The following is a 22,815-nucleotide window of genomic DNA, read 5'->3' on the forward strand; positions in this document are numbered from 1 at the left end:
CTGTCCGGATACCGCAGCATGCCCGACCTGACCCCCGCCCCCGACGCAGAAATCCTGATGGCCCAGCCGCGCGGCTTCTGCGCCGGCGTGGACCGCGCCATCGAGATCGTCGAGCGCGCGCTCGAGCGCTTCGGCGCCCCCATCTACGTCCGCCACGAAATCGTCCACAACGCCTATGTGGTGGCCGACCTGCGCCGCAAGGGCGCGGTGTTCGTGCGCGAGCTCGACGAGGTGCCCGCCGGTGCCACCGTCATCTTCAGCGCCCATGGCGTGTCGCGCGAAGTGCGCGAAGACGCCGCCCGGCGCGGCCTGCACGTGTTCGATGCGACCTGCCCGCTGGTGACCAAGGTGCATGTCGAAGTCAGCAAGCTGCGCGCGCAGGGCTGCGAGATCGTGATGATCGGCCATCGCGGCCACCCGGAGGTCGAAGGCACCATGGGGCAGGCCAACGGCGGCATGGTGCTGGTGGAGTCGGTCGGCGATGTCCAGACGCTGCAGATCGCCGATCCGTCGCGGCTGGCCTACGTTACCCAGACCACGCTGTCGGTGGACGAGACCCGCGAGATCGTGGCCGCGCTCAAGGCGCGCTTCCCCGAGATCCGCGAGCCCAAGAAGCAGGACATCTGCTATGCCACGCAAAACCGCCAGGACGCGGTGAAGTTCATGGCGCCGCAGGTGGAGGTGGTGATCGTGGTGGGCAGTCCCAACAGTTCCAACTCGAACCGCCTGCGCGAGTTGGCCGAGCGCCTGGGCGTGCCGGCCTACATGGTGGACGCGCCCGAGCAGGTGCGGCCCGAGTGGGTCGCCGGCAAGCGCCGCATCGGCCTGACCGCCGGGGCCTCGGCGCCCGAGGCGCTGGCCCAGTCGATCGTCGAACGCCTGCGTGAACTCGGTGCGCGCCAGGTGCGTCCGCTCGACGGCATCGAAGAAAACATGGCGTTCCCGCTGCCGCGCGGGCTGCTGCCCACCAGCGCAGCCGCCTGAGCGCTGCGCGGGCTTGCCCGCCGCTTGAGTGCCTGGCCCGATAAAGGGGCGCCGCGATTGCGGCGCCCCTTTTTGTTTCTGCTGTCCGCCGGCCCGGGAATAATGCCCGCTGCCGGTGCCCGGCGCGCCCGCGATTCGTGCCGGGCACTAATCAGGGTAATCCCCGAGGCTGGGGTTTTCCCTATTATGGTGCGGCGCTACATTCTGCACATTAGAGCGAAGCACCATTCTATTTAAATGAAACGCCTAATTAATAATGGTGCAATATAGGTGGTGCCGGCGATGCTTCCTTGCCGCCTCGGGCGCCGCAGGCACGGTTCTTGTAAGAAGGAGGGGCGGCCGCGTCATGTGAGCGGGAATTGCCGCAATCTGTGCATTGGGGAAATTCCCTAGCTCAAATGCGCGGTAAATCGTCAAGGATGTTGCGTCGCGTATTGCATCGACTAAGAAAGGGGATACAATGCGCGCGTTTCAAATTGAAACTAAACAACGGCGGTCCAGGGAAACGTCCGGGAGGCGTTGCAAATCCCTGTTTTTGTGAATCCTAGGAGATCACTCATGCAAATCACGTTTGCCAAGATTCTGCCGATCGCGGCCGCAGTGGCGCTGGTCGCAGCTTGCGGCAAGAAGGAAGACAAGCCGGCGGATCCGGCCTCTTCGGCGCCGGCGGCAGCGGCTCCCGCAGCGCCTGCGGCCGGTGGCGGCGAGACCGTCGTCAAGATCGGCCACGCGGCCCCGCTGACCGGCGGCATTGCGCACCTTGGCAAGGACAACGAAAACGGCGCCCGCCTGGCCGTGGAAGAAGTCAACAAGTCCGGCCTGGAAGTCGGTGGCAAGAAGGTCAAGCTGGAACTGGTCGGCGAAGACGACGCCGCCGACCCGAAGACCGGCACCGCCGTGGCGCAGAAGCTGGTAGACGCCAAGGTCGTGGCCGTGGTCGGCCACCTGAACTCGGGCGTGTCGATCCCGGCCTCGAAGATCTACAGCGATGCCGGCATCGTGCAGATCTCGCCGTCGTCGACCAACCCCGACTACACCAAGCAGGGCTTCAAGACCACCTACCGCGTGGTCGCCACCGATGCCCAGCAGGGCCCGGCGCTGGCCAACTACGCCGCCAAGACCCTGAACGCCAAGAGCGTGGCGATCGTCGACGATGCCACCGCCTACGGCAAGGGCCTGGCCGACGAGTTCGAGAAGACCGCCAAGGCCGCCGGCGTGAACGTGGTCGCGCGTGAGGCCACCAACGACAAGGCCACCGACTTCAAGGCCATCCTGACCAAGATCAAGGGCAAGAAGCCGGACGTGATCATGTACGGCGGCATGGATGCCACCGGCGGCCCGTTCGCCAAGCAGGCCAAGGAACTGGGCATCGGCGCCAAGATCGTCGGCGGCGACGGCGTCTGCACCGACAAGGTGGCCGAGCTGGCCGGCGATGCCGTGACCAACATCATCTGCTCCGAGGCAGGCCTGGCCCTGTCGCGCATGGAGCAGGGCGCTGACTTCGACAAGCGCTACCAGGCCCGCTTCAACGCGCCGGTGCAGATCTACGCGCCGTTCACGTATGACGCGGTGATGGTCATCGTCGACGCCATGAAGCGCGCCAACTCGACCGAACCGGCTGCCATCCTCGCCGAAATGCCCAAGACCAACTACAAGGGCGTGATCGGCAACATCGCCTTCGACGAGAAGGGCGACATGAAGGAAGGCACCATCACGCTGTACGAGTACAAGGACAAGAAGAAGTCCGTCCTCGACGTCGTGAAGATGTAATCTGGGCTTACCGGCCCATCCGAACGGCACCGTGAGTATTTTGCGGTGCCGTTCTTTTTAGCCTCGCCTAATGTAGAAGCATCCTTACCATGGATGGAGCAGGGCAGGCCGCTCACCAGCAAACCAACCACCGCAACGTTACCCATCACACACCAGGGTCCCCCCGGCATCCACACCATGCCGTAAGGTCAGGGACTGAAGCAGGAGTTTTCATGGATATCTTTATCCAGCAGATCGTGAACGGTCTGGTGCTCGGCAGCATTTATGCGCTGATCGCACTGGGCTACACCATGGTCTACGGTATTCTCGGGATCATCAACTTCGCCCACGGCGACGTGCTGATGATCGGCGCGCTGACCGCCCTGTCAGCCATCCTCGGATTGCAGAAGTTCGCCCCCGGCCTGCCTGAATGGCTGACGCTGGTGATCGCCACGCTGATCGCCATGCCGGTCTGCGCGGTCCTGTCCTATTCCATCGAGCGGGTCGCCTACCGGCCCTTGCGCAATGCGCCACGGCTGGCACCGCTGATCACCGCGATCGGGGTCTCCATCATCCTGCAGACGATGGGCATGCTGATCTGGTCGCGCAACCCGCTGACGTTCCCGCAGCTGCTGCCGTCCGAACCCATCGACATCGGCGCCACCGGCGCCACCATCACCGGCAAGGAGATGGTCATCATCGGCATGGCCGTGATGGTGATGTCCGGCCTGCTGGCCCTGGTCAACCGCACCAAGCTCGGCCGCGCCATGCGCGCCACCGCCGAGAACCAGAAGGTGGCCGGCCTGATGGGCGTGAACCCCAATTTCGTCATTTCGGCCACCTTCATGATCGGCGCCACGCTGGCCGCGCTGGCTGGGGTGATGATGGCCACCAACTACGGCAACGCCCACTTCTACATGGGCTTCATCCCCGGCCTGAAGGCGTTTACCGCCGCGGTGCTGGGCGGCATCGGCAACCTGGCGGGCGCCATGGTCGGCGGCATGCTGCTGGGCCTGATCGAGGCGCTCGGCGCCGGCTATATCGGCGACCTGACCAACGGCGTGTTCGGCTCGAACTACCAGGATGTCTTTGCCTTCATCGTACTGATCACCGTGCTCGTCTTCCGTCCGTCCGGCATCATGGGCGAACGCGTGGCGGATCGCGCCTGAGGAGAGCGAAGCCATGAATACTCCGATTCCATCCACGGCCGCCGTCGCGGCGCCGACCAAGGTGCCGGCCAAGACCCTGGCCGCACTGATCGGCTTTTTGGTGGTCGCCCTGTGCGCACCGTTCATCGTCCAGACCCTGGGCGGCAACTACTGGGTCCGCGTGCTGGACTTCGCGCTGCTGTACATCATGCTGGCGCTGGGCCTGAACATCGTGGTCGGCTTTGCCGGCCTGCTTGACCTGGGCTATATCGCGTTCTACGCGGTCGGCGCCTACATGATGGCGCTGCTCGGCTCGCCGCACCTGGCTAACCAGTTCGAGTGGATCCAGCAGCTGTTCCCGACCGGCGTCCACCTGTCGATGTGGTTCGTGCTGCCGCTGGCGATCCTGGTGGCCGCCACCTTCGGCGTGCTGCTGGGCGCGCCGACGCTCAAGCTGCGCGGCGACTACCTGGCCATCGTCACGCTGGGCTTCGGCGAGATCATCCGCATCTTCATGAACAACCTGGACCGCCCGGTGAACATCACCAACGGTCCCAAGGGCATCACCGCGGTCGACCCCGTGCATATCTTCGGTTTCGATTTCTCGAAGTCGCACGAGATCTTCGGGCTCAAGTTCTCGCCGGTGTTCATGTACTACTACCTGCTGGTGTTCCTGGTCATCGTGATCGTGTTCGTGTGCCTGCGCCTGCAGACCTCGCGCATCGGCCGCGCCTGGGTTGCCATCCGCGAGGACGAGATCGCCGCCAAGGCGATGGGCATCAACACCCGCAACATCAAGCTGCTGGCCTTTGCCATGGGCGCGTCATTCGGCGGCGCCTCGGGCGCGGTGTTCGGCGCGTTCCAGGGCTTCGTCTCGCCGGAGTCGTTCACGCTGTGGGAATCGATCTACGTGCTGGCGATCGTGGTGCTGGGCGGCATGGGCCATATCCCGGGCGTGATCCTGGGCGGCGTGCTGCTGGTGGGCTTCCAGGAACTGCTGCGCGTGGTCGCCGAGCCGATGCAGACCGGCCTGTTCGGCCATGTGATCGTCGATGCCGAGGTGCTGCGCCAGCTGCTGTTCGGCCTGGCCCTGGTCGGCGTGATGCTGTACCGCCCGGCCGGCATCTGGCCGTCGCCGCGCAAGGAAGACCGCCCGGTGGTGCGCCGCGCGGGCAGCCTCGGCCGTCTGTAACCCGGAGGAAGACATGAGCAACAACGATTTCCTCCTGTCGGTACAGGGGGTCAACAAGCGTTTCGGCGGCCTGCAGGCGCTGTCCGATGTGGGCCTGCAGATCAAGCCGGGCGAGATCTACGGGCTGATCGGCCCCAACGGCGCCGGCAAGACCACGTTCTTCAACGTGATCACCGGCCTGTACACGCCGGATTCGGGCGAGTTCGTGCTGGGCGGCAAGCCCTACCAGCCGACCGCCGTGCATGAAGTGGCCAAGGCCGGCATTGCGCGCACGTTCCAGAACATCCGCCTGTTCGGCGACATGACCGCGCTCGAGAACGTGATGGTCGGCCGCCACGTGCGCTCCAAGGCCGGCGTGTTCGGCGCGATCTTCCGCCCGCCCTCGGTGCGGCGCGAGGAAGAGGGCATCGAAGACATGGCGCATGACCTGCTCGACTACGTCGGCATCGGCAAGTACGCCAACTTCACCGCGCGCAACCTGTCGTACGGCCACCAGCGCCGGCTCGAGATCGCGCGCGCGCTGGCGACCGAGCCCAAGCTGCTGGCGCTGGACGAACCCGCCGCCGGCATGAACGCGACCGAGAAGGTCGAGCTGCGCGGCCTGCTCGACAAGATCAAGAACGATGGCAAGACCATCCTGCTGATCGAGCACGACGTAAAGCTGGTGATGGGGCTGTGCAACCGCCTGACGGTGCTGGACTACGGCAAGGTGATTGCCCAGGGCCTGCCGCACGAGGTGCAGAACAACCCCGCGGTGATCGAGGCCTACCTCGGCACCTCGGCGCACTGATGGCGGGAGCGGACGTAATGAATCAGCCTGCAATGAAACAGACAGTACTGAAGATCTCCGGCCTGAAGGTTGCCTACGGCGGCATCCAGGCCGTCAAGGGCATCGACCTGGAAATCCGCGACGGCGAGCTGGTCACGCTGATCGGCGCCAACGGCGCCGGCAAGACCACCACCATGAAGGCCATCACCGGCCTGCAGGGCTGGGTCGGCGGCGACGTGGAATACATGGGCAAGTCGATCAAGGGCGTGCCCAGCTACGCGCTGCTCAAGCAGGGCCTGGCGATGGTGCCGGAAGGCCGCGGCGTGTTCGCGCGCATGACCATCACCGAGAACCTGCAGATGGGCGCCTACACGCGCAACGACGAGGCCGGCATCAAGGCCGACGTCGAGCGCATGTTCGGCATCTTCCCGCGCCTGAAGGAGCGCGCCAACCAGCTCGCGGGCACCATGTCCGGCGGCGAGCAGCAGATGCTGGCGATGGCGCGCGCGCTGATGAGCCAGCCCAAGGTGCTGCTGCTGGACGAACCGTCGATGGGTCTGTCGCCGATCATGGTGGAGAAGATCTTCGAGGTCGTGCGCGACATCTCGGCGCAGGGCGTGACCGTGCTGCTGGTCGAGCAGAATGCGCGCCTGGCGCTGCAGGCGGCGCACCGCGGCTACGTGATGGAGTCCGGCCTGATCACCATGAGCGGAGAGGCCAGCCAGATGCTGGACGATCCCAAGGTGCGGGCGGCGTATCTGGGTGAGTAAAGGCCAGCAGGATCGAGCGGATTTGGGTGCTCCAAAGCCGCTCGAACTGGCCTAAGCAAGGTGTTCTCCCTCTCCCCTCATGGGGAGAGGGTTGGGGTGAGGGGTGGTCTGGCTGGGAACCACATCAAGCAGGCCCAACGGTTTTTAAAAGCTCGTAGCGCTGGCAAGCACCGGCCCTCACCCCCACCCCTCTCCCGCACGCGGGAGAGGGGAGCAAACCGGCAGCATGCAAGGTTTGCCGCAGCCCTCAGGCCTCGCCGCGCGCGAGGCCTTTTTTGCTCAGGCCAGCTTCTTCAGCAGCGTGCGCAGCATGCCGATCATCTGGTCGATCTCTTCGCGCGTGACGTTCAGCGCCGGCATGAAGCGCAGCAGGTTGGCGCGCGGCGCGTTCAGCAGCAGGCCCTGCGGGGCCATGTCGCGCGCTTCTTCCACCAGCTGCGGGCCGATGTCCTTGCCCAGCAGCAGCGCGCGCAGCAGGCCTTCGCCGCGTTCGCCGCCGAGGCCGAACTCGGCCGACAGCGCCAGCAGCTGTTCCCTCAGGTACTCACCCTTGGCCTTGACGTCGTCGAGGAAGCCGGGCGCGGTCAGCTGCTCGATCACGGCGCTGCCGACCGCGGTCATCAGCGGGTTGCCGTTGTAGGTGCCGCCCTGGTCGCCGGCCTCGAAGCTGGCCACCTCGGCCTTGCACAGCAGCGCCGACAGCGGCACGCCGCCGCCGATGCCCTTGCCCAGCGTCATGATGTCCGGCTCGACGCCCGCCAGCTCGTAGGCGAACAGCGTGCCGCAGCGGCCGCAGCCGGCCTGCACTTCATCGACGATCAGCAGCAGCTTGTGCTTGTCGGCGAGCGCGCGCAGCCCTTGCATGAACTCGCGCGTGGCCGGGATCACGCCGCCTTCGCCCTGCACCGGCTCCAGCATGATGCCGACGGTCTTGTCGGTGATCAGCTGCTCGACCGAGGCCAGGTCGTTCAGCTCGGCGCGCGGGAAGCCCGGCACCTGCGGCGCGAAGATGGTGTCCCAGCCGGCCTTGCCCGACGCGCTCATGGTGGCGAGCGTGCGGCCATGGAAGCTGTGGTCCATGGTGATGATCTCGAAGGCGCCGTCCTTGTGCTTGCGGCCCCATTTGCGCGCCAGCTTGATCGCGCCTTCGTTGGCCTCGGCGCCGCTGTTGGCGAAGAAGACCTTGTCGAAGCAGCTGTGGTCGGTCAGCTGCTTGGCCAGCTTCAGCATCGGCTCGTTGTAGAAGGCCGGGCTGGGGTTGATCAGCTTGTGCGACTGGGCCACCAGGGCGTCGATCATGCCCTGGTTGGAATGGCCCAGGCAGTTCACCGCCCAGCCCTGCACGAAGTCCAGGTAGCGCTTGCCGTTGTGATCCGTCAGCCAGGAGCCCTTGCCTTCGGTAAACACGAGCTCGGGGCGGTTGGTGATGTACATCAGGGATTGGACGGGATACTCAGCAAATGCCATGGCGGACTCCAGGGGTCGGCGTGTAACGATGGACGGACGGGCGCGAAAGACGCAACAGGAACGAAAACAAAAACAAAAACAAAAAGCCACGGGGGTTGCCCGTGGCTCGTTGACATGAACAGACGCAGTCGACGGTCAGCCGCGCGGCACCCCAGCGGGGAGCGACGTACGGAAGCTGCGGCGTCGGTTGAAGGTCGTGTGCATGCGGGCAAATATAAGGCGCACGGGCCCGGGTGTCAAAACCAATTTTGGCGGGCCCGGGCATTGTTGCGCTGGCGGAACGGCTCGCGGGCGGCCCTCAGGCCGCCGGCGTGGCCGCGTGCATGTCGGCCTCGGAGGTGAACGAGTCGGCGAAGAACGCGTCTTCGTGCAGCTGGCACTGGCGGGTAAAGTCGGTGCGCGCGGCGTTGATCATCACCGGCGCGCCGCAGGCGTAGACCTCGTGGCCCGACAGGTCGGGGAAGTCGGCGATCACCGCCTGGTGGACGAAGCCGGTGCGGCCCTGCCAGTTGTCTTCCGGCTGCGCGTCGGACACCACCGGCACGTACTGGAAGTTGGGCAGCTCGCGCGCCCACTGCTCGGCCAGCGCATGCATGTACAGGTCCTTGGGCCGGCGGCCGCCCCAGTACAGCGTCATCGGACGCTTGATGCCGGTATAGGCGGCATGCTCGACGATGGCCTTGATCGGGGCGAAGCCGGTGCCGGAAGCCAGCAGGATGATCGGCGCTTCCGATTCCTCGCGCAGGAAGAAGCTGCCCAGCGGGCCTTCGAAGCGCAGGATGTCGCGCTCTTTCATGGCCGGCTGGCCTTCCTTCGCGCCGAACACGTAGTCGGTGAAGGCGCCGCCCGGCATATGGCGGATGTGCAGTTCGATCGGGCCGTCCTCGTGCGGCGGCGTGGCGATCGAATAGCTGCGGCGCTTGCCGTCGCGCAGCAGGAATTCGACGTACTGGCCGGCCAGGTACTGCATGCGCTCGGTCGCCGGCAGCTGCAGCTTGATCGCGATCACGTCGTCGGCCAGGCGCTCGAGCGAGGTCACGCGGCACGGCACCTTCTTGATCGGGATGTCGCCGGCGCCGTGGACTTCGCGGCATTCGATGGTGATGTCCGAGGCGGCATTGGCGCAGCAGAACAGCGCGCGGCCCTCGGTCTTCTCCTGCGCGGTCAGCGCCGCCGGGGCATGGTCGCCCTGCACGATGCTGCCTTCGAGCACGCGGCCCTTGCACGACCCGCAGGCGCCGTTCTTGCAGCCGTACGGCAGCCCGATGCTGTGGCGCAGGGCCGCGCCGAGGATGGTTTCGTCCGCGGCCACTTCAAACTTGTGGCCGCTGGGCATGACGGTTACTTGATAAGCCATAATCGGTCTATGAGCCAAATTCTGTCGAAGCTGCAGCCCGCGCGATTCCCGCAACCGGCGCAACCAACGCAAGCGCCTCGGCTGCCGGCGCCATCGCGCCGGCTGGGCCGCCCGCGCCTGCTGATCGTCGGCTGCGGGGATGTGGGGACGCGCTGCCTGCGTATCCTGTCGTCGCGCATGCGTGTCTTCGCCGTGACGTCGCAGCCGGCACGCCGCGCCGAACTGCGTGCCGCCGGCGCGGTGCCGCTGGTGGCGGACCTGGACCGGCCGGCCACGCTGGCACGGCTGCGCGGGCTGGCCACGCGCGTGCTGGACCTGGCGCCGCCACCCGGGCAGGGCGAAGGCGATCCGCGCACGCGTGCACTGCTCGCCATATTGCGCCGGACCACATGGCGCCGGGCCGCGTGGCGCCGTGCCGGGACGGCTGCCGGCACGCTGCCCGGCGAGCCCGCCATTCTACCCGACCGTTCCCGGCCCCGCGCTGCGTTTGTCTACGCCAGCACCACCGGCGTCTACGGCGACCGCCAGGGCGCGCGCGTGGCCGAGTTCCATGCAGTGCGGCCGCAGACCGCGCGCGCGCGCCGCCGCGTTGCCGCCGAGCAGGCGGTGCGCGCCTTCGGCCGCGACGCCGGCTGGCGCGCCAGCGTGGTGCGCATCCCCGGCATCTACGCCGAGGACCGGCTGCCGCTGGCGCGGCTCAAGCGCGGCACGCCGGCGCTGGTGCCGCAGGACGACGTCTACACCAGCCACATCCATGCCGACGACCTCGCCCGCATCATGGTGGCCGCGCTGTTCCGCGGCCGCCCGCAGCGCGTGGTCCATGCCAGCGACGATACCGAGCTGCGCATGGCGGACTACTTCGACCTCGTCGCCGAGCGCCGCGGGCTGCCGCGTCCGCCGCGCATCACGCGCGGCGAGGCGCTCCAGGTGATCGACAAGACCCTGCTGAGCTTCATGAGCGAGTCGCGCCGGCTCGACAACCGCCGGCTCAAGCGCGAGCTGCGCCTGCGGCTGCGCTATCCCACCGTCGCCGACTTCTTCGGCTGATTGCTCCGGCTTCGTCCCCGTGCCGCTGGCACGGGGCTTGCTGCCCCACGGCGTCTTCTGGTTCCTGTCTATACAGCAACACTTTTCACGCGCCTGACTGGTGCCGGCGGTTCCCGCCTGGGCCCAGGACGGTGCATCGCCTGAACGCGGGTTCCGCAATGGAATGCGCTTTTTAAGGCGATTATCCGTCTGGTTGCTTGGTGGAAGCCCTACGTTGACTTGTATATACAGGCATTGTTTAATGCCCGAAAACGAGCACGGCCACACGCATGGCCTGCCGTCGACGGACACACCAAAGGAGCGTACAGATGAGGAATCCAAGCAGGTTTCGCGGTCGGGTGGCAGGGCGGGTGGCAATGCTGGCGACGGTGCTGGCCGCGGCCCTGGCGGCCGGCGCGGCGCAGGCGCAGAACACGCCGGTGACGCTGGGCATGAGCGGCTGGACCGGCTTTGCGCCGCTGACGCTGGCCGACAAGGCGGGCATCTTCAAGAAGCACGGCGTCGACGTCGAGATCAAGATGATTCCGCAGAAGGACCGCCACCTGGCGCTGGCCTCCGGCGCGATCCAGTGCGCGGCGACCACCGTGGAAACCCATGTGGCCTGGAATGCCAATGGCGTGCCCATTACCCAGATCGTGCAGCTCGACAAGTCCTACGGCGCCGACGGCCTCGCCGTGCGCGCCGACGTGAAGAGCTTTGCCGACCTGAAGGGCAAGACCATCGGCGTCGATGCGCCGGGCACCGCGCCGTACTTCGGGCTGGCCTGGATGCTGAAGAAGAACGGCATGTCGCTCAAGGACGTGAAGACCACCACGCTGTCGCCGCAGGCCGCGGCGCAGGCTTTCGTGGCAGGGCAGAACGACGGCGCGATGACCTATGAGCCGTACCTGTCGACGGTGCGCCAGAACCCGGACAAGGGCAAGATCCTGGCGACCACGCTCGACTATCCGATGGTGACCGACACGCTCGGCTGCGCGCCCAAGTGGCTCAAGGACAATCCCAAGGCCGCGCAGGCGCTGGTCGACAGCTACTTCGAGGCGCTCGAGATGATCCGCAAGGAGCCGGCCAAGGCCAACGACATCATGGGCGCGGCGGTCAAGCAGACCGGCGAGCAGTTCGCCAAGTCGTCGGCCTACCTGCGCTGGCAGGACCGCGAGGCCAACAAGAAGTTCTTCGACGGCGAGCTGGCCAGCTTCAGCAAGGAAGCGGCCGCGGTGCTGCTGGACATCGGCGTGATCCGCCAGGTGCCGGACGTGACCAAGCTGTACGACGCGCGTTTCCTCAAGTAACCCGGCAGCTCTCAGGAGGCGTGACGTCATGACGCAAGCCCGTATTGGTTCACCCGCCCCGGCCGCCGCCGTGGCGGCCCCCGCCGCCGGGGAAGCGCCGGTGCGCCGGCGCCATCCGTGGCTGGCGCCGCTGGTGCCGGTGGCGCCCAACACCCGCTGGATGCTGGGCCTGTCCTTCTTCGTGCTGTTCTTCGGCGTGTGGGCCGTGGTGACGCTGGGCGGCTTCGTGCCCCGCACGTTCCTGGCCGATCCGATGACCATGGCCAGGGAAGGCCTGACCCTGTTCACCGAGTACAACTTCATCGGCGACATCGGCATGACGGTGTGGCGCGTGGTCGGCGGCTTCGTGCTGGCGGCGGTGATCGCGGTGCCGCTGGGCATCTTCATGGGCGCGTACAAGGCGGCCGAGGCCTTCTTCGAGCCCTTTGTCTCGTTCTGCCGCTACCTGCCGGCGTCGGCCTTCATCCCGCTGCTGATCCTGTGGGCCGGCATCGGCGAGACCCAGAAGCTGCTGGTGATCTTCATCGGCTCGTTCTTCCAGATCGTGCTGATGGTGGCGGTGGCGGTCGGCGGCGCGCGCAAGGACCTGGTCGAGGCCGCGTACACGCTGGGCGCCAACAGCGCCGGCATCGTGCGGCGCGTGCTGATCCCGGGCGCGGCGCCGGAAATCGCCGAGATCCTGCGGCTGGTGCTGGGCTGGGCCTGGACCTACGTGATCGTGGCCGAGCTGATCGGCTCGTCGTCGGGCATCGGGCACATGATCACCGACAGCCAGGCGCTGCTCAATACCGGGCAGATCATCTTCGGCATTATCGTGATCGGCTGCATCGGCCTGGTCTCGGACCTTGTCTTCAAGCGCGCCAACCAGCGCCTGTTCCCGTGGAGTTCGATCCAATGAGCGCACTGTCCATCCAGCAGGTCTCGCGGACCTTCTCCAACCCGCGCGGCGGCCAGACGCTGGCGCTGCAGCCGGTCGATTTCGAAGTGCGCGACAACGACTTCGTCACCATCCTCGGTCCGTCGGGCTGCGGCAAGTCGACGCTGCTGCGCATCGTCGCGGGCCTGGATACGCCGACCAGCGGGCGCGTGCTGCTCGACGGCCAGCCGGTGTTCGCGCCCGGCGCGGACCGCGGCATGGTGTTCCAGTCGTACACGCTGTTCCCGTGGCTGACGATCGAGCAGAACGTGCGCTTCGGCCTGCGCGAGCGCGGCATGAGCGCGGCCGAGCAGAAAGAGCGCAGCGATTTCTTCATCCAGCGCGTCGGGCTGCGCGGCTTCGAGCATCATTTCCCCAAGCAGCTGTCCGGCGGCATGCAGCAGCGCACCGCGATCGCGCGCGCGCTGGCCAACGACCCCAAGATCCTGCTGCTCGACGAGCCCTTCGGCGCGCTCGACAACCAGACCCGCGTGCTGATGCAGGAGCTGCTGCTGGGCATCTGGGAGGCGTCGCGCAAGACGGTATTATTCGTGACCCACGATATCGACGAGGCCATCTTCATGGCCAACCGGGTGGCGGTGTTTTCCGCCAGGCCGGGTCGGATCAAGAGCGAGATCGCGGTCGATTTCCCGCATCCGCGCCATTACACGATCAAGACCACGCCGGAGTTCTCCGCGCTCAAGGCGCGGCTGACCGAGGAAATCCGCGCCGAGGCCATGGCCGCGGCCGAGCACTAAGACCTTATGAACCACGCCGCCGGCACCCCGACTTCCGCTTCTGCCTCTCCCACCGCGCTCTACCAGCAGGTGAAGGAGTACATCGCCCGCCAGATCCAGAGCGGCGCGTGGCAGCCGGGCGACCGGGTGCCGTCGGAGCAGGAACTGGTGAACCGCTTCGGCGTCTCGCGCATGACCGTCAACCGGGCGCTGCGCGAGCTGCAGGAGCAGGGCCGGGTGGTGCGCGTGGCCGGCGTTGGCACCTTCGTCGCCGAGCACAAGCCGCAGTCGACGCTGCTGTCGGTGGTCAACCTGCAGGACGAGATCCGCATGCGCGGGCATGACTACGCCTGCGACGTGATCCTGGTGGAGCGGGTCTCGGCGTCGATCGAGGTGGCCGCGGCGCTGGAGCTGCGCACCGGCGAGTCGGTGTTCCACTCCGTGTGCGTACACCGCGAGGACGGCGTGCCGGTACAGCTGGAGGACCGCTACGTCAATCCGCGCGTGGCGCCCGATTTCATCAACCAGGATTTCAGCGAGACCCAGCCCGGCGAATACCTGCTGCGCCACGTGCCCTACGATCAGGTCGAGCATGTGGTCGACGCCATCGCCGCCACGCCGGAGCAGGCCGCGCAGCTGGAAATGCCGCCCACGCAGGCCTGCCTGATGCTGACGCGCCGCACCTGGACCAACGGCGTGCCGGTGACCTTTGTGCGTTGCCTGCACCCGGGCAACCGCTATCGCCTCGGCAGCCGCTTCCGCGCCGACGGCAATCCCGCTTTCGGCTGATTCCCTGGTGGGATCGGCCTTTGGTCCAATTTTTATCCTAAGCTGTATAGACAGGAACATACAATGACTGCGAGCCAACACGACCAAGCCTCCCGCCCGCTGCTGACCCTGCAGCCGGGCCACGTCACCCTGGCCGACCTGCGCCGCATCTACCGTGGCGAAGTGCGCCTGGCCATGGCCGATTCCGCCTGGTCCGGCGTGCGCGCCGCGCAGGCCACGGTGCAGGACATCATCGACGCCGACGCCGTGGTCTACGGCATCAACACCGGCTTCGGCAAGCTGGCGCAAAGCCGCATCCCGCACGACAAGCTGGCGCAGCTGCAGCGCAACCTGGTGCTGTCGCACAGCGTCGGCACCGGCCCGGACCTGGCCGAGGATACGGTGCGGCTGATCCTGACTACCAAGGCCGTCAGCCTGGCGCGGGGCCATTCCGGCGTGCGTCCCGAACTGATCGAGGCGCTGCTGGCGCTGGTCAACCATGGCGTGACGCCGTGCATTCCCGCCAAGGGCTCGGTCGGCGCCTCGGGCGACCTGGCGCCGCTGGCGCATATGTCGTGCACGCTGATCGGCGTGGGCGAGGTGCTGGTCGACGGCAAGCGCGTGCCGGCCGCCGAGGGCCTGGCCCATGCCGGCCTGCAGGCCTTCGAACTGGGCCCGAAGGAAGGGCTGGCGCTGCTCAATGGCACCCAGGTGTCGACCGCGCTGGCGCTGGCCGGGCTGTTCGCCGCCGAAGACGCGTTTGCCGCGGGCCTGGTCGCCGGCGCGCTGTCGCTGGAGGCGATCAAGGGCTCGGTCAAGCCGTTCGACGCCCGCATCCATGCCGCGCGCGGCCAGGCCGGCCAGATTGCCGTCGCCGGCGCGGTGCGTGCGATGCTGGACGGCAGCGAGATCGTCGACTCGCACAAGGCCTGCGGCCGCGTGCAGGACCCGTATTCGATCCGCTGCCAGCCGCAGGTGATGGGCGCGTGCCTGGACAACCTGCAGCATGCCGCGCGCATCCTGCAGATCGAAGCCAATGCGGCCTCGGACAACCCGCTGGTGTTCTCCGAGCAGGGCGACGTGGTCTCCGGCGGCAACTTCCACGCCGAGCCGGTGGCCTTCGCCGCCGACATCATCGCGCTGGCGATCGCCGAGATCGGCGCGATCTCCGAGCGCCGGCTGGCGTTGCTGCTCGATACCGGCCTGTCCGGCCTGCCGCCGTTCCTGGTGCGCGACGGCGGCCTGAATTCGGGTTTCATGATCGCGCAGGTGACCGCCGCCGCGCTGGCCTCGGAAAACAAATCGCTGGCGCATCCGTCCAGCGTCGACAGCCTGCCGACCTCGGCCAACCAGGAAGACCATGTGTCGATGGCCACCTACGGCGCGCGCCGGCTGGGCGAGATGGCGGCCAACACCGCGGTGGTGGTCGGCATCGAGGCGATGGCCGCGGCGCAGGGCATCGAATTCCACCGGCCGCTGAAGTCGTCGCCGCTGGTCGAGCAGGAACTGGCCCGCATCCGTGCGCGGGTGGATTTTGTCGAAGGCGACCGCTACCTGGCGCCGGATATTGAAGCGATGAAGCAGTGGGTGGTGCAGGGGGATGCGGGGGCGGGGTGGCCTGCCGCCGTCCGGGCAATTTTGCCGACCAACGCTGCCTGACACGCCGGCCCTCTCCCCCGCCCCTCTCCCGCAAGCGGGAGAGGGGAGACCCCAGACAGTGTTGGAGAGGCCAGCGGTTTGCTCCCCTCTCCCGCGCGCGGGAGAGGGGCCGGGGGTGAGGGCCAGCGCATCCGCTCCCCATCACGCATCAAGTGGCAACAGGAATCGATCGCGCCACCAGCGCCATCCCAAAAGGAGAACAACCCATGAACGCTCCCGAAACCCAATCCCTGCAACGCGGCCGGCGCGAGATCCGCGCGCCGCGCGGCACCCAGCTGCACTGCAAGAACTGGCTGATCGAAGCCGCCTACCGCATGATCCAGAACAACCTGGACCCCGACGTGGCCGAGCGGCCGCAGGACCTGGTGGTGTACGGCGGCATCGGCAAGGCCGCGCGCAACTGGGAATGCTTCGACGCCATCCTCGACAGCCTGCGCCGCCTCGGTGAAGACGAGTCGCTGCTGGTGCAGTCGGGCAAGCCGGTGGGCGTGTTCCGCACGCACCCGGACGCGCCGCGCGTGCTGATCGCCAACTCCAACCTGGTGCCGCACTGGGCCACATGGGACAAGTTCAACGAGCTCGATCGCGCCGGCCTGATGATGTACGGCCAGATGACCGCGGGCTCGTGGATCTACATCGGCACGCAGGGCATCGTGCAGGGCACCTACGAAACCTTTGTCGAGGCCGGTCGCCAGCACTACGGCGGCGACCTGTCGGGCAAGTGGATCCTGACCGCGGGCCTGGGCGGCATGGGCGGCGCGCAGCCGCTGGCCGGCGTGCTCGCGGGCGCTTGCGTGCTGGCGATCGAATGCCAGGAATCGCGCATCGACTTCCGCCTGCGCACGCGCTATCTCGACAAGAAGGCCACCACGCTCGACGAGGCGCTGGCGATGATCGCCGACGCCACGGCAAGGAAGGAGGCGATCTCGGTGGGCCTGCTCGGCAACGCCGCCGACATCGTGCCGGAACTGGCAAAGCGCGCGCAGGCCGGCGGCATGCGCCCGCATATCGTCACCGACCAGACCTCGGCGCACGACCTGGTCAATGGTTACCTGCCGCAAGGCTGGACCGTCGCGCAGTGGGAGCATGCGCGCCAGCACGACCCCAAGTCGGTGGAAGCCGCCGCGCGCCCGTCCATCGTCAGGCACGTGCAGGCCATGCTCGACTTCCAGAAGATGGGCGTGCCGACGGTCGACTACGGCAATAACATCCGCCAGGTCGCGTTCGACGAAGGCGTGCAGAACGCTTTCGATTTCCCCGGTTTCGTGCCGGCCTATATCCGCCCGCTGTTCTGCCGCGGCAAGGGCCCGTTCCGCTGGGTGGCGCTGTCCGGCGATCCCGAGGATATCTACAAGACCGACGCCAAGATGAAGGAACTGTTCCCCGAGGACAAGCACCTGCATCGCTGGCTCGACATGGCGCACGACCGCATCGCCTTCCAGGGCCTGCCGGCGCGGATCTGCTGGGTGGGGCTGGACGAGCGCCACCGCGCCGGACTGGCCTTCAACGAGATGGTGAAGTCGGGCGAGCTGAAGGCGCCGGTGGTGATCGGGCGCGATCATCTGGACTGCGGCTCGGTGGCGTCGCCCAACCGCGAGACCGAAGCGATGCGCGATGGCTCCGACGCGGTGTCGGACTGGCCGCTGCTGAACGCCCTGCTGAACACCGCCGGCGGCGCCACCTGGGTCAGCCTGCACCATGGCGGCGGGGTCGGCATGGGCTTCTCGCAACACGCCGGCGTGGTGATCGTCTGCGACGGCACCGATGCGGCGGCAAAGCGCATCGAGCGCGTGCTGTGGAACGATCCGGCCACCGGCGTGATGCGCCATGCCGACGCCGGCTATGACCTCGCCATCGCCTGCGCGCACGAAAAGGGCCTGGACCTGCCGATGGTGAAGGGCGTATGAGTGCCGCGCCATTCGAGCCGTTTGCGCTGGCCGAGATCGCGCCCACGCGCTGGAAGAACGGAGGCGGCAACACGCGCGAGATCGCGGTGTGGCCGCCGGGTGCGGGCATGGATGACTTTGTGTGGCGCCTGAGCGTTGCCGATATCGAACGCGACGGCCCGTTCTCGGCGTTTCCCGGCATCGACCGCCAGATCGTGCTGCTCGACGGCGCGGGCGTGACCTTGCGCGCGGACGACGGCAGCTTCAGCCAGCGCCTGGCCAGCGTGGGCGAGCCGTTCGCGTTTTCCGGCGATACCAGCCTGCAGTCGGCGCTGCTCGATGGCGCCACGCGCGACTTCAACGTGATGACGCGGCGCGGACACTGCCGCGCGCGCGTCGAAGCGTTCCGCGCAGGGTTTGCGGTCAGCACCGGCAGCCACATGCTGTGCCTGCTGGCCATCAGCGGTACCTGGCAGGCGCAGGGCGATGCCCTGCGGCTGCAGCCGGGCGAAGGGGCGCTGTCGCGCGCGGCCGCTCCCGCCTCGACGCACGCGTTTGAACCTGACGGTGACGCGGCCCTGTGCCTGTGCGTCACCCTCGAGATGGAGCCTGGCCAATGACACCGACTTCCTTGCCGTCCGCACCCAGCGCGGATGGCGTCTGGCACCACTGCCACCTGCTGCCCGATGGCGATCCTGCGCAGGCGATTCGCGATGCCGCGCTGGTGGTCGAGCACGGACGCATCGCCTGGCTCGGCGCAGCGGCGGAGCTGCCCGAGGCCTGGCGCGGCGCACCGCGCCATGACGCCAACGGTGCCTGGATCACGCCGGGGCTGGTCGATTGCCACACGCACCTGGTCTACGGCGGCCAGCGCGCCGACGAATTCGCCATGCGCCTGGCCGGCGCCGGCTATGAAGAGATCGCGCGCGCCGGCGGCGGCATCGTCTCGACGGTGCGCGCGACGCGCAGCGCCGACGAAGACACGCTGTTCGCGCAGGCCGCGGCACGCCTGCGGCCGCTGCTGGCCGAGGGCGTCACCGCCGTCGAGATCAAGTCCGGCTACGGGCTGAACCTGGAAGCCGAACGCAAGCAGCTGCGCGTGGCGCGCCGGCTGGGCGAGCACTTCGGCATCTCGGTCTACACCACCTTCCTCGGCGCGCACGCGCTGCCGCCGGAATACGCGGGCCGTGCCGACGACTATATCGACCTGGTCTGCAACACCATGCTGCCGGCGCTGGCCGGCGAAGGCCTGGTCGATGCCGTCGATGCCTTCTGCGAGTCGATCGGTTTCTCGATCGCGCAGACGGAACGGGTGTTCGACGCCGCCGCGCGCCACGGGCTGCGCGTCAAGCTGCATGCGGAGCAGCTCAGCAACCTCGGCGGCGCCGCGCTGGCGGCACGGCACCGCGCGCTCTCGGCCGACCATCTCGAGCATCTCGACGAAGCGGGCGTGGCCGCGATGGCCGAAGCCGGCACGGTCGCGGTGCTGCTGCCGGGCGCCTACTACTTCCTGCGCGACACCAACCTGCCGCCGATCGCGTTGCTGCGGCAGTACGGCGTGCCGATGGCGATCTCGACCGACCACAACCCCGGCACCTCGCCGGTGACGTCGCTGCTGCTGATGATGAATATGGCCTGCACGCTGTTCCGGCTGACGGTGCCCGAGGCGCTGGCGGGCGTTACCGCGCACGCGGCACGCGCGCTGGGCGCCGCCGATCGCCATGGGCGGCTGGCGGCGGGGCGGGTTGCCGATTTCGCGCTGTGGCACATCGATTCGCCGGCCGAGCTGGCGTACTGGTTCGGCCGCAATCCGGTCGCGACGGTGGTGCGCCAGGGGTGCGTCCATGCCTGTGCGGGAGCCACGGCATGAGCGGCACGCAACTGTTCGCACCGTATGCGCTGCTGCCGGAAGGCTGGGCCCGCGACGTGCTGCTGGCCTGGGACGACGCGGGGCGCTTCACCGCCGTGCAGCCCGGGGCCGCACCCGGCGCCGGCGTGCCGAATGCGGCGGGCCCGGTGTTGCCGGGCATGCCCAACCTGCATTCGCATGCGTTCCAGCGCGGCTTTGCCGGCCTGACGGAATTCCGCAGCCGCCCGCAGGGCGACGATCCGGCCGGTGCCGATTCGTTCTGGAGCTGGCGCACGCTGATGTACCGCTTTGCGCAGCGGCTCTCGCCCGACACGCTGGAAGCGGTCGCCACCCAGCTCTATATCGAGATGCTGCGCGCGGGCTATACCAGCGTGTGCGAGTTCCACTACGTGCATCACGATGAAGGCGGCAGGCCCTATGCCGATGCCGCCGAGATGTCGCTGCGGCTGCTGCGCGCGGCGCAGCGCACCGGCATCGGCATGACGCTGCTGCCGGTGCTGTACCAGACCGCGGGTTTCGGCGGCAAGCCGCCGCTGAAAGGGCAGCGGCGCTTCCTGCACGACACCGATGCGATGCTGAAGCTGCTGGAGCGGCTGCGCCCGGCGTGCGCGCAGTCCGGCGCGCGCCTCGGGCTGGCGCCGCATTCGCTGCGCGCGGTGCCGGAGGCAAGCCTGCTGCATGCGCTGGCGGGACTGCGCGCGATCGACGCACAGGCGCCGGTCCATATCCATATCGCCGAGCAGCAGAAGGAAGTGGATGACTGCATCGCGTGGTCGGGCACGCGCCCGGTGACGTGGCTGTTCGATCATGTCGAGGTCGATGCGCACTGGTGCCTGGTGCATGCCACGCATATGGACTGGGACGAACGCCGGCGCCTGGCGCACAGCGGCGCGGTGGCCGGCATCTGCCCGACCACCGAGGCCAACCTGGGCGACGGCGTGTTCGAGGCCGCGCCCTACCTGGCCCAGCAGGGCGCATGGGGCATCGGCTCGGACAGCCATGCCAGCGTCAGCGTGGCGGAGGAACTGCGGCTGTTCGAATACGGGCAGCGGCTCGGCCTGCAGCGGCGCAACGTGCTGGCGTCCGACACCCACGCGCAGGTGGCGGACCGCCTGTACCTGGAAGCGGTGGCCGGCGGCGCGCGCGCCTCGGGCCGCGCGCTGGCCGGACTGGCGGTGGGGCAGCAGGCCGACTTCGTGGTGCTCGACGGCGCGCACCCCACGCTGGCGGGACTCGACGGGCCGCAGGCGCTGGCCACCCACGTGTTCGCCTGCCACGGCCATGAGACACTAGCGGAAGTCCGCACCGCCGGCCGCAGCCGCGTGCAGCATGGCGCGCATCCGCTGCAGGCGGAGGCCGGGCGCCTGTTTATCGCGGCGCGCGCCAGCTTGCTGGCCGACTGAAAACCGGGCGCACGCCCACAGCATCGCAACCATCATGTCCTTTTCCACCGATACCCCCGCCTTCACCCTGCACCGTGGCACGCGCCCGCTGCTGGTATCGATGCCGCATGTCGGCACGCACCTGCCGGCATCGGTCTCGCAGCGCCTGAGCGCCGAGGCCCGCACCGTGCCCGACACCGACTGGCACCTGGAACGCCTGTACGACTTCGCCCGCGAACTGGGCGCGTCGGTGCTGGCGGCCACGCACTCGCGCTATGTGGTCGACCTGAACCGTCCGCCCGACAACGCCAACCTGTATCCGGGCCAGGACACCACCGGACTGTGCCCGGTCGACACCTTCGACAAGACGCCGCTCTATGCCGACGGCAACGGTCCCGACGACGCGGAAATCGCCGCGCGCCGCGACGCGATCTGGCGCCCGTACCACCAGGCGCTGGCCGACGAGCTGGCACGGCTCAAGGCCGCGCATGGCACCGTCGCGCTGTGGGACGCGCATTCGATCCGTTCGGTGCTGCCGCGCTTCTTCGACGGCAAGCTGCCCGACTTCAACCTCGGCACCGCCAACGGCGACAGCTGCGACGCCGCGCTCGCCGGCCAGCTGCTGGAGCAGGCCAGCGCGGTGCCGGGCCATACCGCGGTGCTCAACGGCCGCTTCAAGGGTGGCTACATCACGCGGCAATACGGCAAGCCGGGCGAGGGCGTGCATGCGGTGCAGCTGGAGCTGTCGCAGTGCGCCTACATGAGCGAGGTCTATCCGTTCGCCTATGACGAGGCGCGGGCCACCGCGCTGCAGCCGGCGCTGCGCGGCATGCTGGCGACGGTGCTGGAGTTCGTTGAATCGCGGTGAAGCGGCAGGGGCGCTGTGCGCGCCCCGCTCAGGCCACGGCCAGCCCGAGGCGCAGGCGGTACAGCGATGTGCTCGCGGCAATGAACAACTCATTGCCCGCGGCGCCGCCGAAGGCAAGATTGCCAACTTTTTCCGGCACCGGGATCTGCGCCATCCGCGTGCCGTCGGGGTGGAACACCTGTACGCCGCTGGCACTGCTGGTGAACAGCCAGCCGCGCCGGTCGACGCGCAAGCCGTCCGGCAGTCCGGGCTCGATGACGGCGAACACGCGCGGCCGGGCCAGCACCCGCCCGGCAACGACGTCGAAGGCGACGATGTGGTGATGGGCCCCGTCGCGCAAGGCTGCCGAGGTATCCGAGACATAGAGTGTGTCTTCCGCGGGCGAGAAGGCCAGGCCGTTCGGCTCGTCGAGGAAGTCGCTGGCCACTTCCAGCGTGCCGGCGCCGGGATCGTAGCGGAAGACGTAGTTGTGCCGCAGTTCGGGATCGGCGCGATGGCCTTCCCGATCCGACACGATGCCATAAGGCGGATCGGTGAACCACAGCGTGCCATCGCGCTTGACGACGATATCGTTCGGCGAATTCAGCCGCCGCCCCTGATAGTGGCTGACCACCACCTCGTCCTCGCCCCAGCGCGACCCGTGCCGGCGCGTGCGCACGATGGCGCGGCGTCCGTGCGAGCAATGCAGCAGCGAGCCATCCGCCTCCAGCGCATGGCCGTTGGTAAATTCGACGCCGGTCCGCCACACCGACATGCCCTGCGCGGGGCTCCAGCACAGCATGCGGTCATTGGGGATATCGCTCCACAGCACCGCGCCGTCTTGCGGCAGCCACACCGGTCCCTCGCTCCAGGCGGCGCCGCCGGCCAGCCGCTCAAGCCGCGCACCGGCCAGTTGCAGCGCGCGTGCGCGTGCATCGAAAATCTGCACCGCTTCCATGTCGATCTCCATTGGCCACC

20 protein-coding genes are annotated in these 22,815 nt (G+C 68.0%); 17 read left to right on the forward strand and 3 right to left on the reverse strand.

Features of this window, described 5'->3' with window-relative positions; all coding sequences use genetic code 11:
• Positions 1–18: 18 nt before the first annotated feature.
• From ispH to LIN44_RS04715, 6 genes are all read left to right on the forward strand, one after another.
• Entirely contained in the window at positions 19–984 is a 966-nt protein-coding gene (ispH, locus tag LIN44_RS04690) for a 4-hydroxy-3-methylbut-2-enyl diphosphate reductase (protein ID WP_227313705.1), read from the forward strand.
• Between the two features lie 558 nt (positions 985–1,542).
• The gene (locus LIN44_RS04695) at positions 1,543–2,754 is read left to right on the forward strand and encodes a branched-chain amino acid ABC transporter substrate-binding protein (protein ID WP_227313706.1); all 1,212 of its coding nucleotides are present in this window, start codon (positions 1,543–1,545) and stop codon (positions 2,752–2,754) included.
• A 212-nt stretch (positions 2,755–2,966) separates the two neighbouring features.
• A complete protein-coding gene (locus LIN44_RS04700) occupies positions 2,967–3,902 on the forward strand; it encodes a branched-chain amino acid ABC transporter permease (protein ID WP_227313707.1) in 936 nt (311 codons plus the stop codon).
• 13 nt (positions 3,903–3,915) lie between these two features.
• On the forward strand, positions 3,916–5,073 hold the full coding sequence (locus LIN44_RS04705) for an ABC transporter ATP-binding protein (RefSeq protein WP_227313708.1): 1,158 nt from the start codon (positions 3,916–3,918) through the stop codon (positions 5,071–5,073).
• A 13-nt stretch (positions 5,074–5,086) separates the two neighbouring features.
• Positions 5,087–5,863, forward strand: coding sequence for an ABC transporter ATP-binding protein (locus LIN44_RS04710; RefSeq protein WP_062801615.1), 777 nt, complete (start codon positions 5,087–5,089; stop codon positions 5,861–5,863).
• A 32-nt stretch (positions 5,864–5,895) separates the two neighbouring features.
• Complete coding sequence (locus LIN44_RS04715; protein WP_227313709.1) at positions 5,896–6,612, forward strand: ABC transporter ATP-binding protein; 717 nt, start codon at positions 5,896–5,898, stop codon at positions 6,610–6,612.
• A gap of 279 nt (positions 6,613–6,891) precedes the next feature.
• Here LIN44_RS04715 and LIN44_RS04720 read toward each other — a convergent pair whose 3' ends face one another.
• Together LIN44_RS04720 and LIN44_RS04725 are read right to left on the reverse strand one after the other, a co-directional pair.
• Positions 6,892–8,079, reverse strand: coding sequence for an acetylornithine transaminase (locus tag LIN44_RS04720; RefSeq protein ID WP_227313710.1), 1,188 nt, complete (start codon positions 8,077–8,079; stop codon positions 6,892–6,894).
• 298 nt (positions 8,080–8,377) lie between these two features.
• Entirely contained in the window at positions 8,378–9,436 is a 1,059-nt protein-coding gene (locus tag LIN44_RS04725) for a CDP-6-deoxy-delta-3,4-glucoseen reductase (RefSeq protein ID WP_227313711.1), read from the reverse strand.
• 9 nt (positions 9,437–9,445) lie between these two features.
• Between LIN44_RS04725 and LIN44_RS04730 the strand changes: the two genes are divergently transcribed.
• The 11 genes from LIN44_RS04730 to hutG all read left to right on the forward strand — a co-directional run bounded on the left by LIN44_RS04730 (position 9,446) and on the right by hutG (position 21,858).
• A complete protein-coding gene (locus tag LIN44_RS04730; RefSeq protein ID WP_227313712.1) occupies positions 9,446–10,483 on the forward strand; it encodes an NAD-dependent epimerase/dehydratase family protein in 1,038 nt (345 codons plus the stop codon).
• A 308-nt stretch (positions 10,484–10,791) separates the two neighbouring features.
• On the forward strand, positions 10,792–11,772 hold the full coding sequence (locus tag LIN44_RS04735) for an ABC transporter substrate-binding protein (RefSeq protein ID WP_227313713.1): 981 nt from the start codon (positions 10,792–10,794) through the stop codon (positions 11,770–11,772).
• 28 nt (positions 11,773–11,800) lie between these two features.
• Positions 11,801–12,670: an ABC transporter permease gene (locus LIN44_RS04740; protein ID WP_227313714.1), complete on the forward strand. Its 870-nt coding sequence runs from the start codon at positions 11,801–11,803 to the stop codon at positions 12,668–12,670.
• Positions 12,667–13,446, forward strand: a complete 780-nt coding sequence (locus LIN44_RS04745; RefSeq protein ID WP_012353726.1) for an ABC transporter ATP-binding protein — start codon at positions 12,667–12,669, stop codon at positions 13,444–13,446. Before LIN44_RS04740 ends, LIN44_RS04745 begins: the two co-directional genes overlap by 4 nt.
• Positions 13,447–13,452: 6 nt before the next feature.
• Positions 13,453–14,214 (forward strand): histidine utilization repressor, encoded by a 762-nt coding sequence (gene hutC / locus LIN44_RS04750; protein WP_227313715.1) that lies wholly within the window; start codon positions 13,453–13,455, stop codon positions 14,212–14,214.
• Positions 14,215–14,277: 63 nt separating this feature from the next.
• The gene (gene hutH, locus LIN44_RS04755) at positions 14,278–15,852 is read left to right on the forward strand and encodes a histidine ammonia-lyase (RefSeq protein ID WP_227313716.1); all 1,575 of its coding nucleotides are present in this window, start codon (positions 14,278–14,280) and stop codon (positions 15,850–15,852) included.
• Positions 15,853–16,058: 206 nt separating this feature from the next.
• Positions 16,059–17,759: a urocanate hydratase gene (hutU, locus tag LIN44_RS04760; RefSeq protein ID WP_227313717.1), complete on the forward strand. Its 1,701-nt coding sequence runs from the start codon at positions 16,059–16,061 to the stop codon at positions 17,757–17,759.
• Positions 17,756–18,358 carry a HutD family protein gene (locus LIN44_RS04765; RefSeq protein WP_227313718.1) on the forward strand — a complete coding sequence of 201 codons (603 nt, stop codon included), beginning with the start codon at positions 17,756–17,758 and terminating at the stop codon, positions 18,356–18,358. Before hutU ends, LIN44_RS04765 begins: the two co-directional genes overlap by 4 nt.
• Positions 18,355–19,608, forward strand: coding sequence for an imidazolonepropionase (gene hutI, locus LIN44_RS04770; RefSeq protein ID WP_227313719.1), 1,254 nt, complete (start codon positions 18,355–18,357; stop codon positions 19,606–19,608). Before LIN44_RS04765 ends, hutI begins: the two co-directional genes overlap by 4 nt.
• Positions 19,605–21,011: a formimidoylglutamate deiminase gene (locus LIN44_RS04775; RefSeq protein WP_227313720.1), complete on the forward strand. Its 1,407-nt coding sequence runs from the start codon at positions 19,605–19,607 to the stop codon at positions 21,009–21,011. Before hutI ends, LIN44_RS04775 begins: the two co-directional genes overlap by 4 nt.
• Before the next feature lie 34 nt (positions 21,012–21,045).
• On the forward strand, positions 21,046–21,858 hold the full coding sequence (gene hutG / locus LIN44_RS04780) for an N-formylglutamate deformylase (RefSeq protein WP_227313721.1): 813 nt from the start codon (positions 21,046–21,048) through the stop codon (positions 21,856–21,858).
• Between the two features lie 28 nt (positions 21,859–21,886).
• Here hutG and LIN44_RS04785 read toward each other — a convergent pair whose 3' ends face one another.
• On the reverse strand, positions 21,887–22,795 hold the full coding sequence (locus LIN44_RS04785) for an SMP-30/gluconolactonase/LRE family protein (protein ID WP_227313722.1): 909 nt from the start codon (positions 22,793–22,795) through the stop codon (positions 21,887–21,889).
• Positions 22,796–22,815 lie beyond the last annotated feature (20 nt).

The sequence above is a fragment of the Cupriavidus sp. MP-37 genome (genome assembly GCF_020618415.1).
GTDB lineage: Bacteria > Pseudomonadota > Gammaproteobacteria > Burkholderiales > Burkholderiaceae > Cupriavidus.

Coding starts and splice junctions, on each gene's coding strand:
- ispH (WP_227313705.1), top strand. CDS start 19: ATGCCCGACCTGACCCCCGCCCCCGACGCAGAAATCCTGATGGCCCAG.
- LIN44_RS04695 (WP_227313706.1), top strand. CDS start 1,543: ATGCAAATCACGTTTGCCAAGATTCTGCCGATCGCGGCCGCAGTGGCG.
- LIN44_RS04700 (WP_227313707.1), top strand. CDS start 2,967: ATGGATATCTTTATCCAGCAGATCGTGAACGGTCTGGTGCTCGGCAGC.
- LIN44_RS04705 (WP_227313708.1), top strand. CDS start 3,916: ATGAATACTCCGATTCCATCCACGGCCGCCGTCGCGGCGCCGACCAAG.
- LIN44_RS04710 (WP_062801615.1), top strand. CDS start 5,087: ATGAGCAACAACGATTTCCTCCTGTCGGTACAGGGGGTCAACAAGCGT.
- LIN44_RS04715 (WP_227313709.1), top strand. CDS start 5,896: ATGAAACAGACAGTACTGAAGATCTCCGGCCTGAAGGTTGCCTACGGC.
- LIN44_RS04720 (WP_227313710.1), bottom strand. CDS start 8,079: ATGGCATTTGCTGAGTATCCCGTCCAATCCCTGATGTACATCACCAAC.
- LIN44_RS04725 (WP_227313711.1), bottom strand. CDS start 9,436: ATGGCTTATCAAGTAACCGTCATGCCCAGCGGCCACAAGTTTGAAGTG.
- LIN44_RS04730 (WP_227313712.1), top strand. CDS start 9,446: ATGAGCCAAATTCTGTCGAAGCTGCAGCCCGCGCGATTCCCGCAACCG.
- LIN44_RS04735 (WP_227313713.1), top strand. CDS start 10,792: ATGAGGAATCCAAGCAGGTTTCGCGGTCGGGTGGCAGGGCGGGTGGCA.
- LIN44_RS04740 (WP_227313714.1), top strand. CDS start 11,801: ATGACGCAAGCCCGTATTGGTTCACCCGCCCCGGCCGCCGCCGTGGCG.
- LIN44_RS04745 (WP_012353726.1), top strand. CDS start 12,667: ATGAGCGCACTGTCCATCCAGCAGGTCTCGCGGACCTTCTCCAACCCG.
- hutC (WP_227313715.1), top strand. CDS start 13,453: ATGAACCACGCCGCCGGCACCCCGACTTCCGCTTCTGCCTCTCCCACC.
- hutH (WP_227313716.1), top strand. CDS start 14,278: ATGACTGCGAGCCAACACGACCAAGCCTCCCGCCCGCTGCTGACCCTG.
- hutU (WP_227313717.1), top strand. CDS start 16,059: ATGAACGCTCCCGAAACCCAATCCCTGCAACGCGGCCGGCGCGAGATC.
- LIN44_RS04765 (WP_227313718.1), top strand. CDS start 17,756: ATGAGTGCCGCGCCATTCGAGCCGTTTGCGCTGGCCGAGATCGCGCCC.
- hutI (WP_227313719.1), top strand. CDS start 18,355: ATGACACCGACTTCCTTGCCGTCCGCACCCAGCGCGGATGGCGTCTGG.
- LIN44_RS04775 (WP_227313720.1), top strand. CDS start 19,605: ATGAGCGGCACGCAACTGTTCGCACCGTATGCGCTGCTGCCGGAAGGC.
- hutG (WP_227313721.1), top strand. CDS start 21,046: ATGTCCTTTTCCACCGATACCCCCGCCTTCACCCTGCACCGTGGCACG.
- LIN44_RS04785 (WP_227313722.1), bottom strand. CDS start 22,795: ATGGAAGCGGTGCAGATTTTCGATGCACGCGCACGCGCGCTGCAACTG.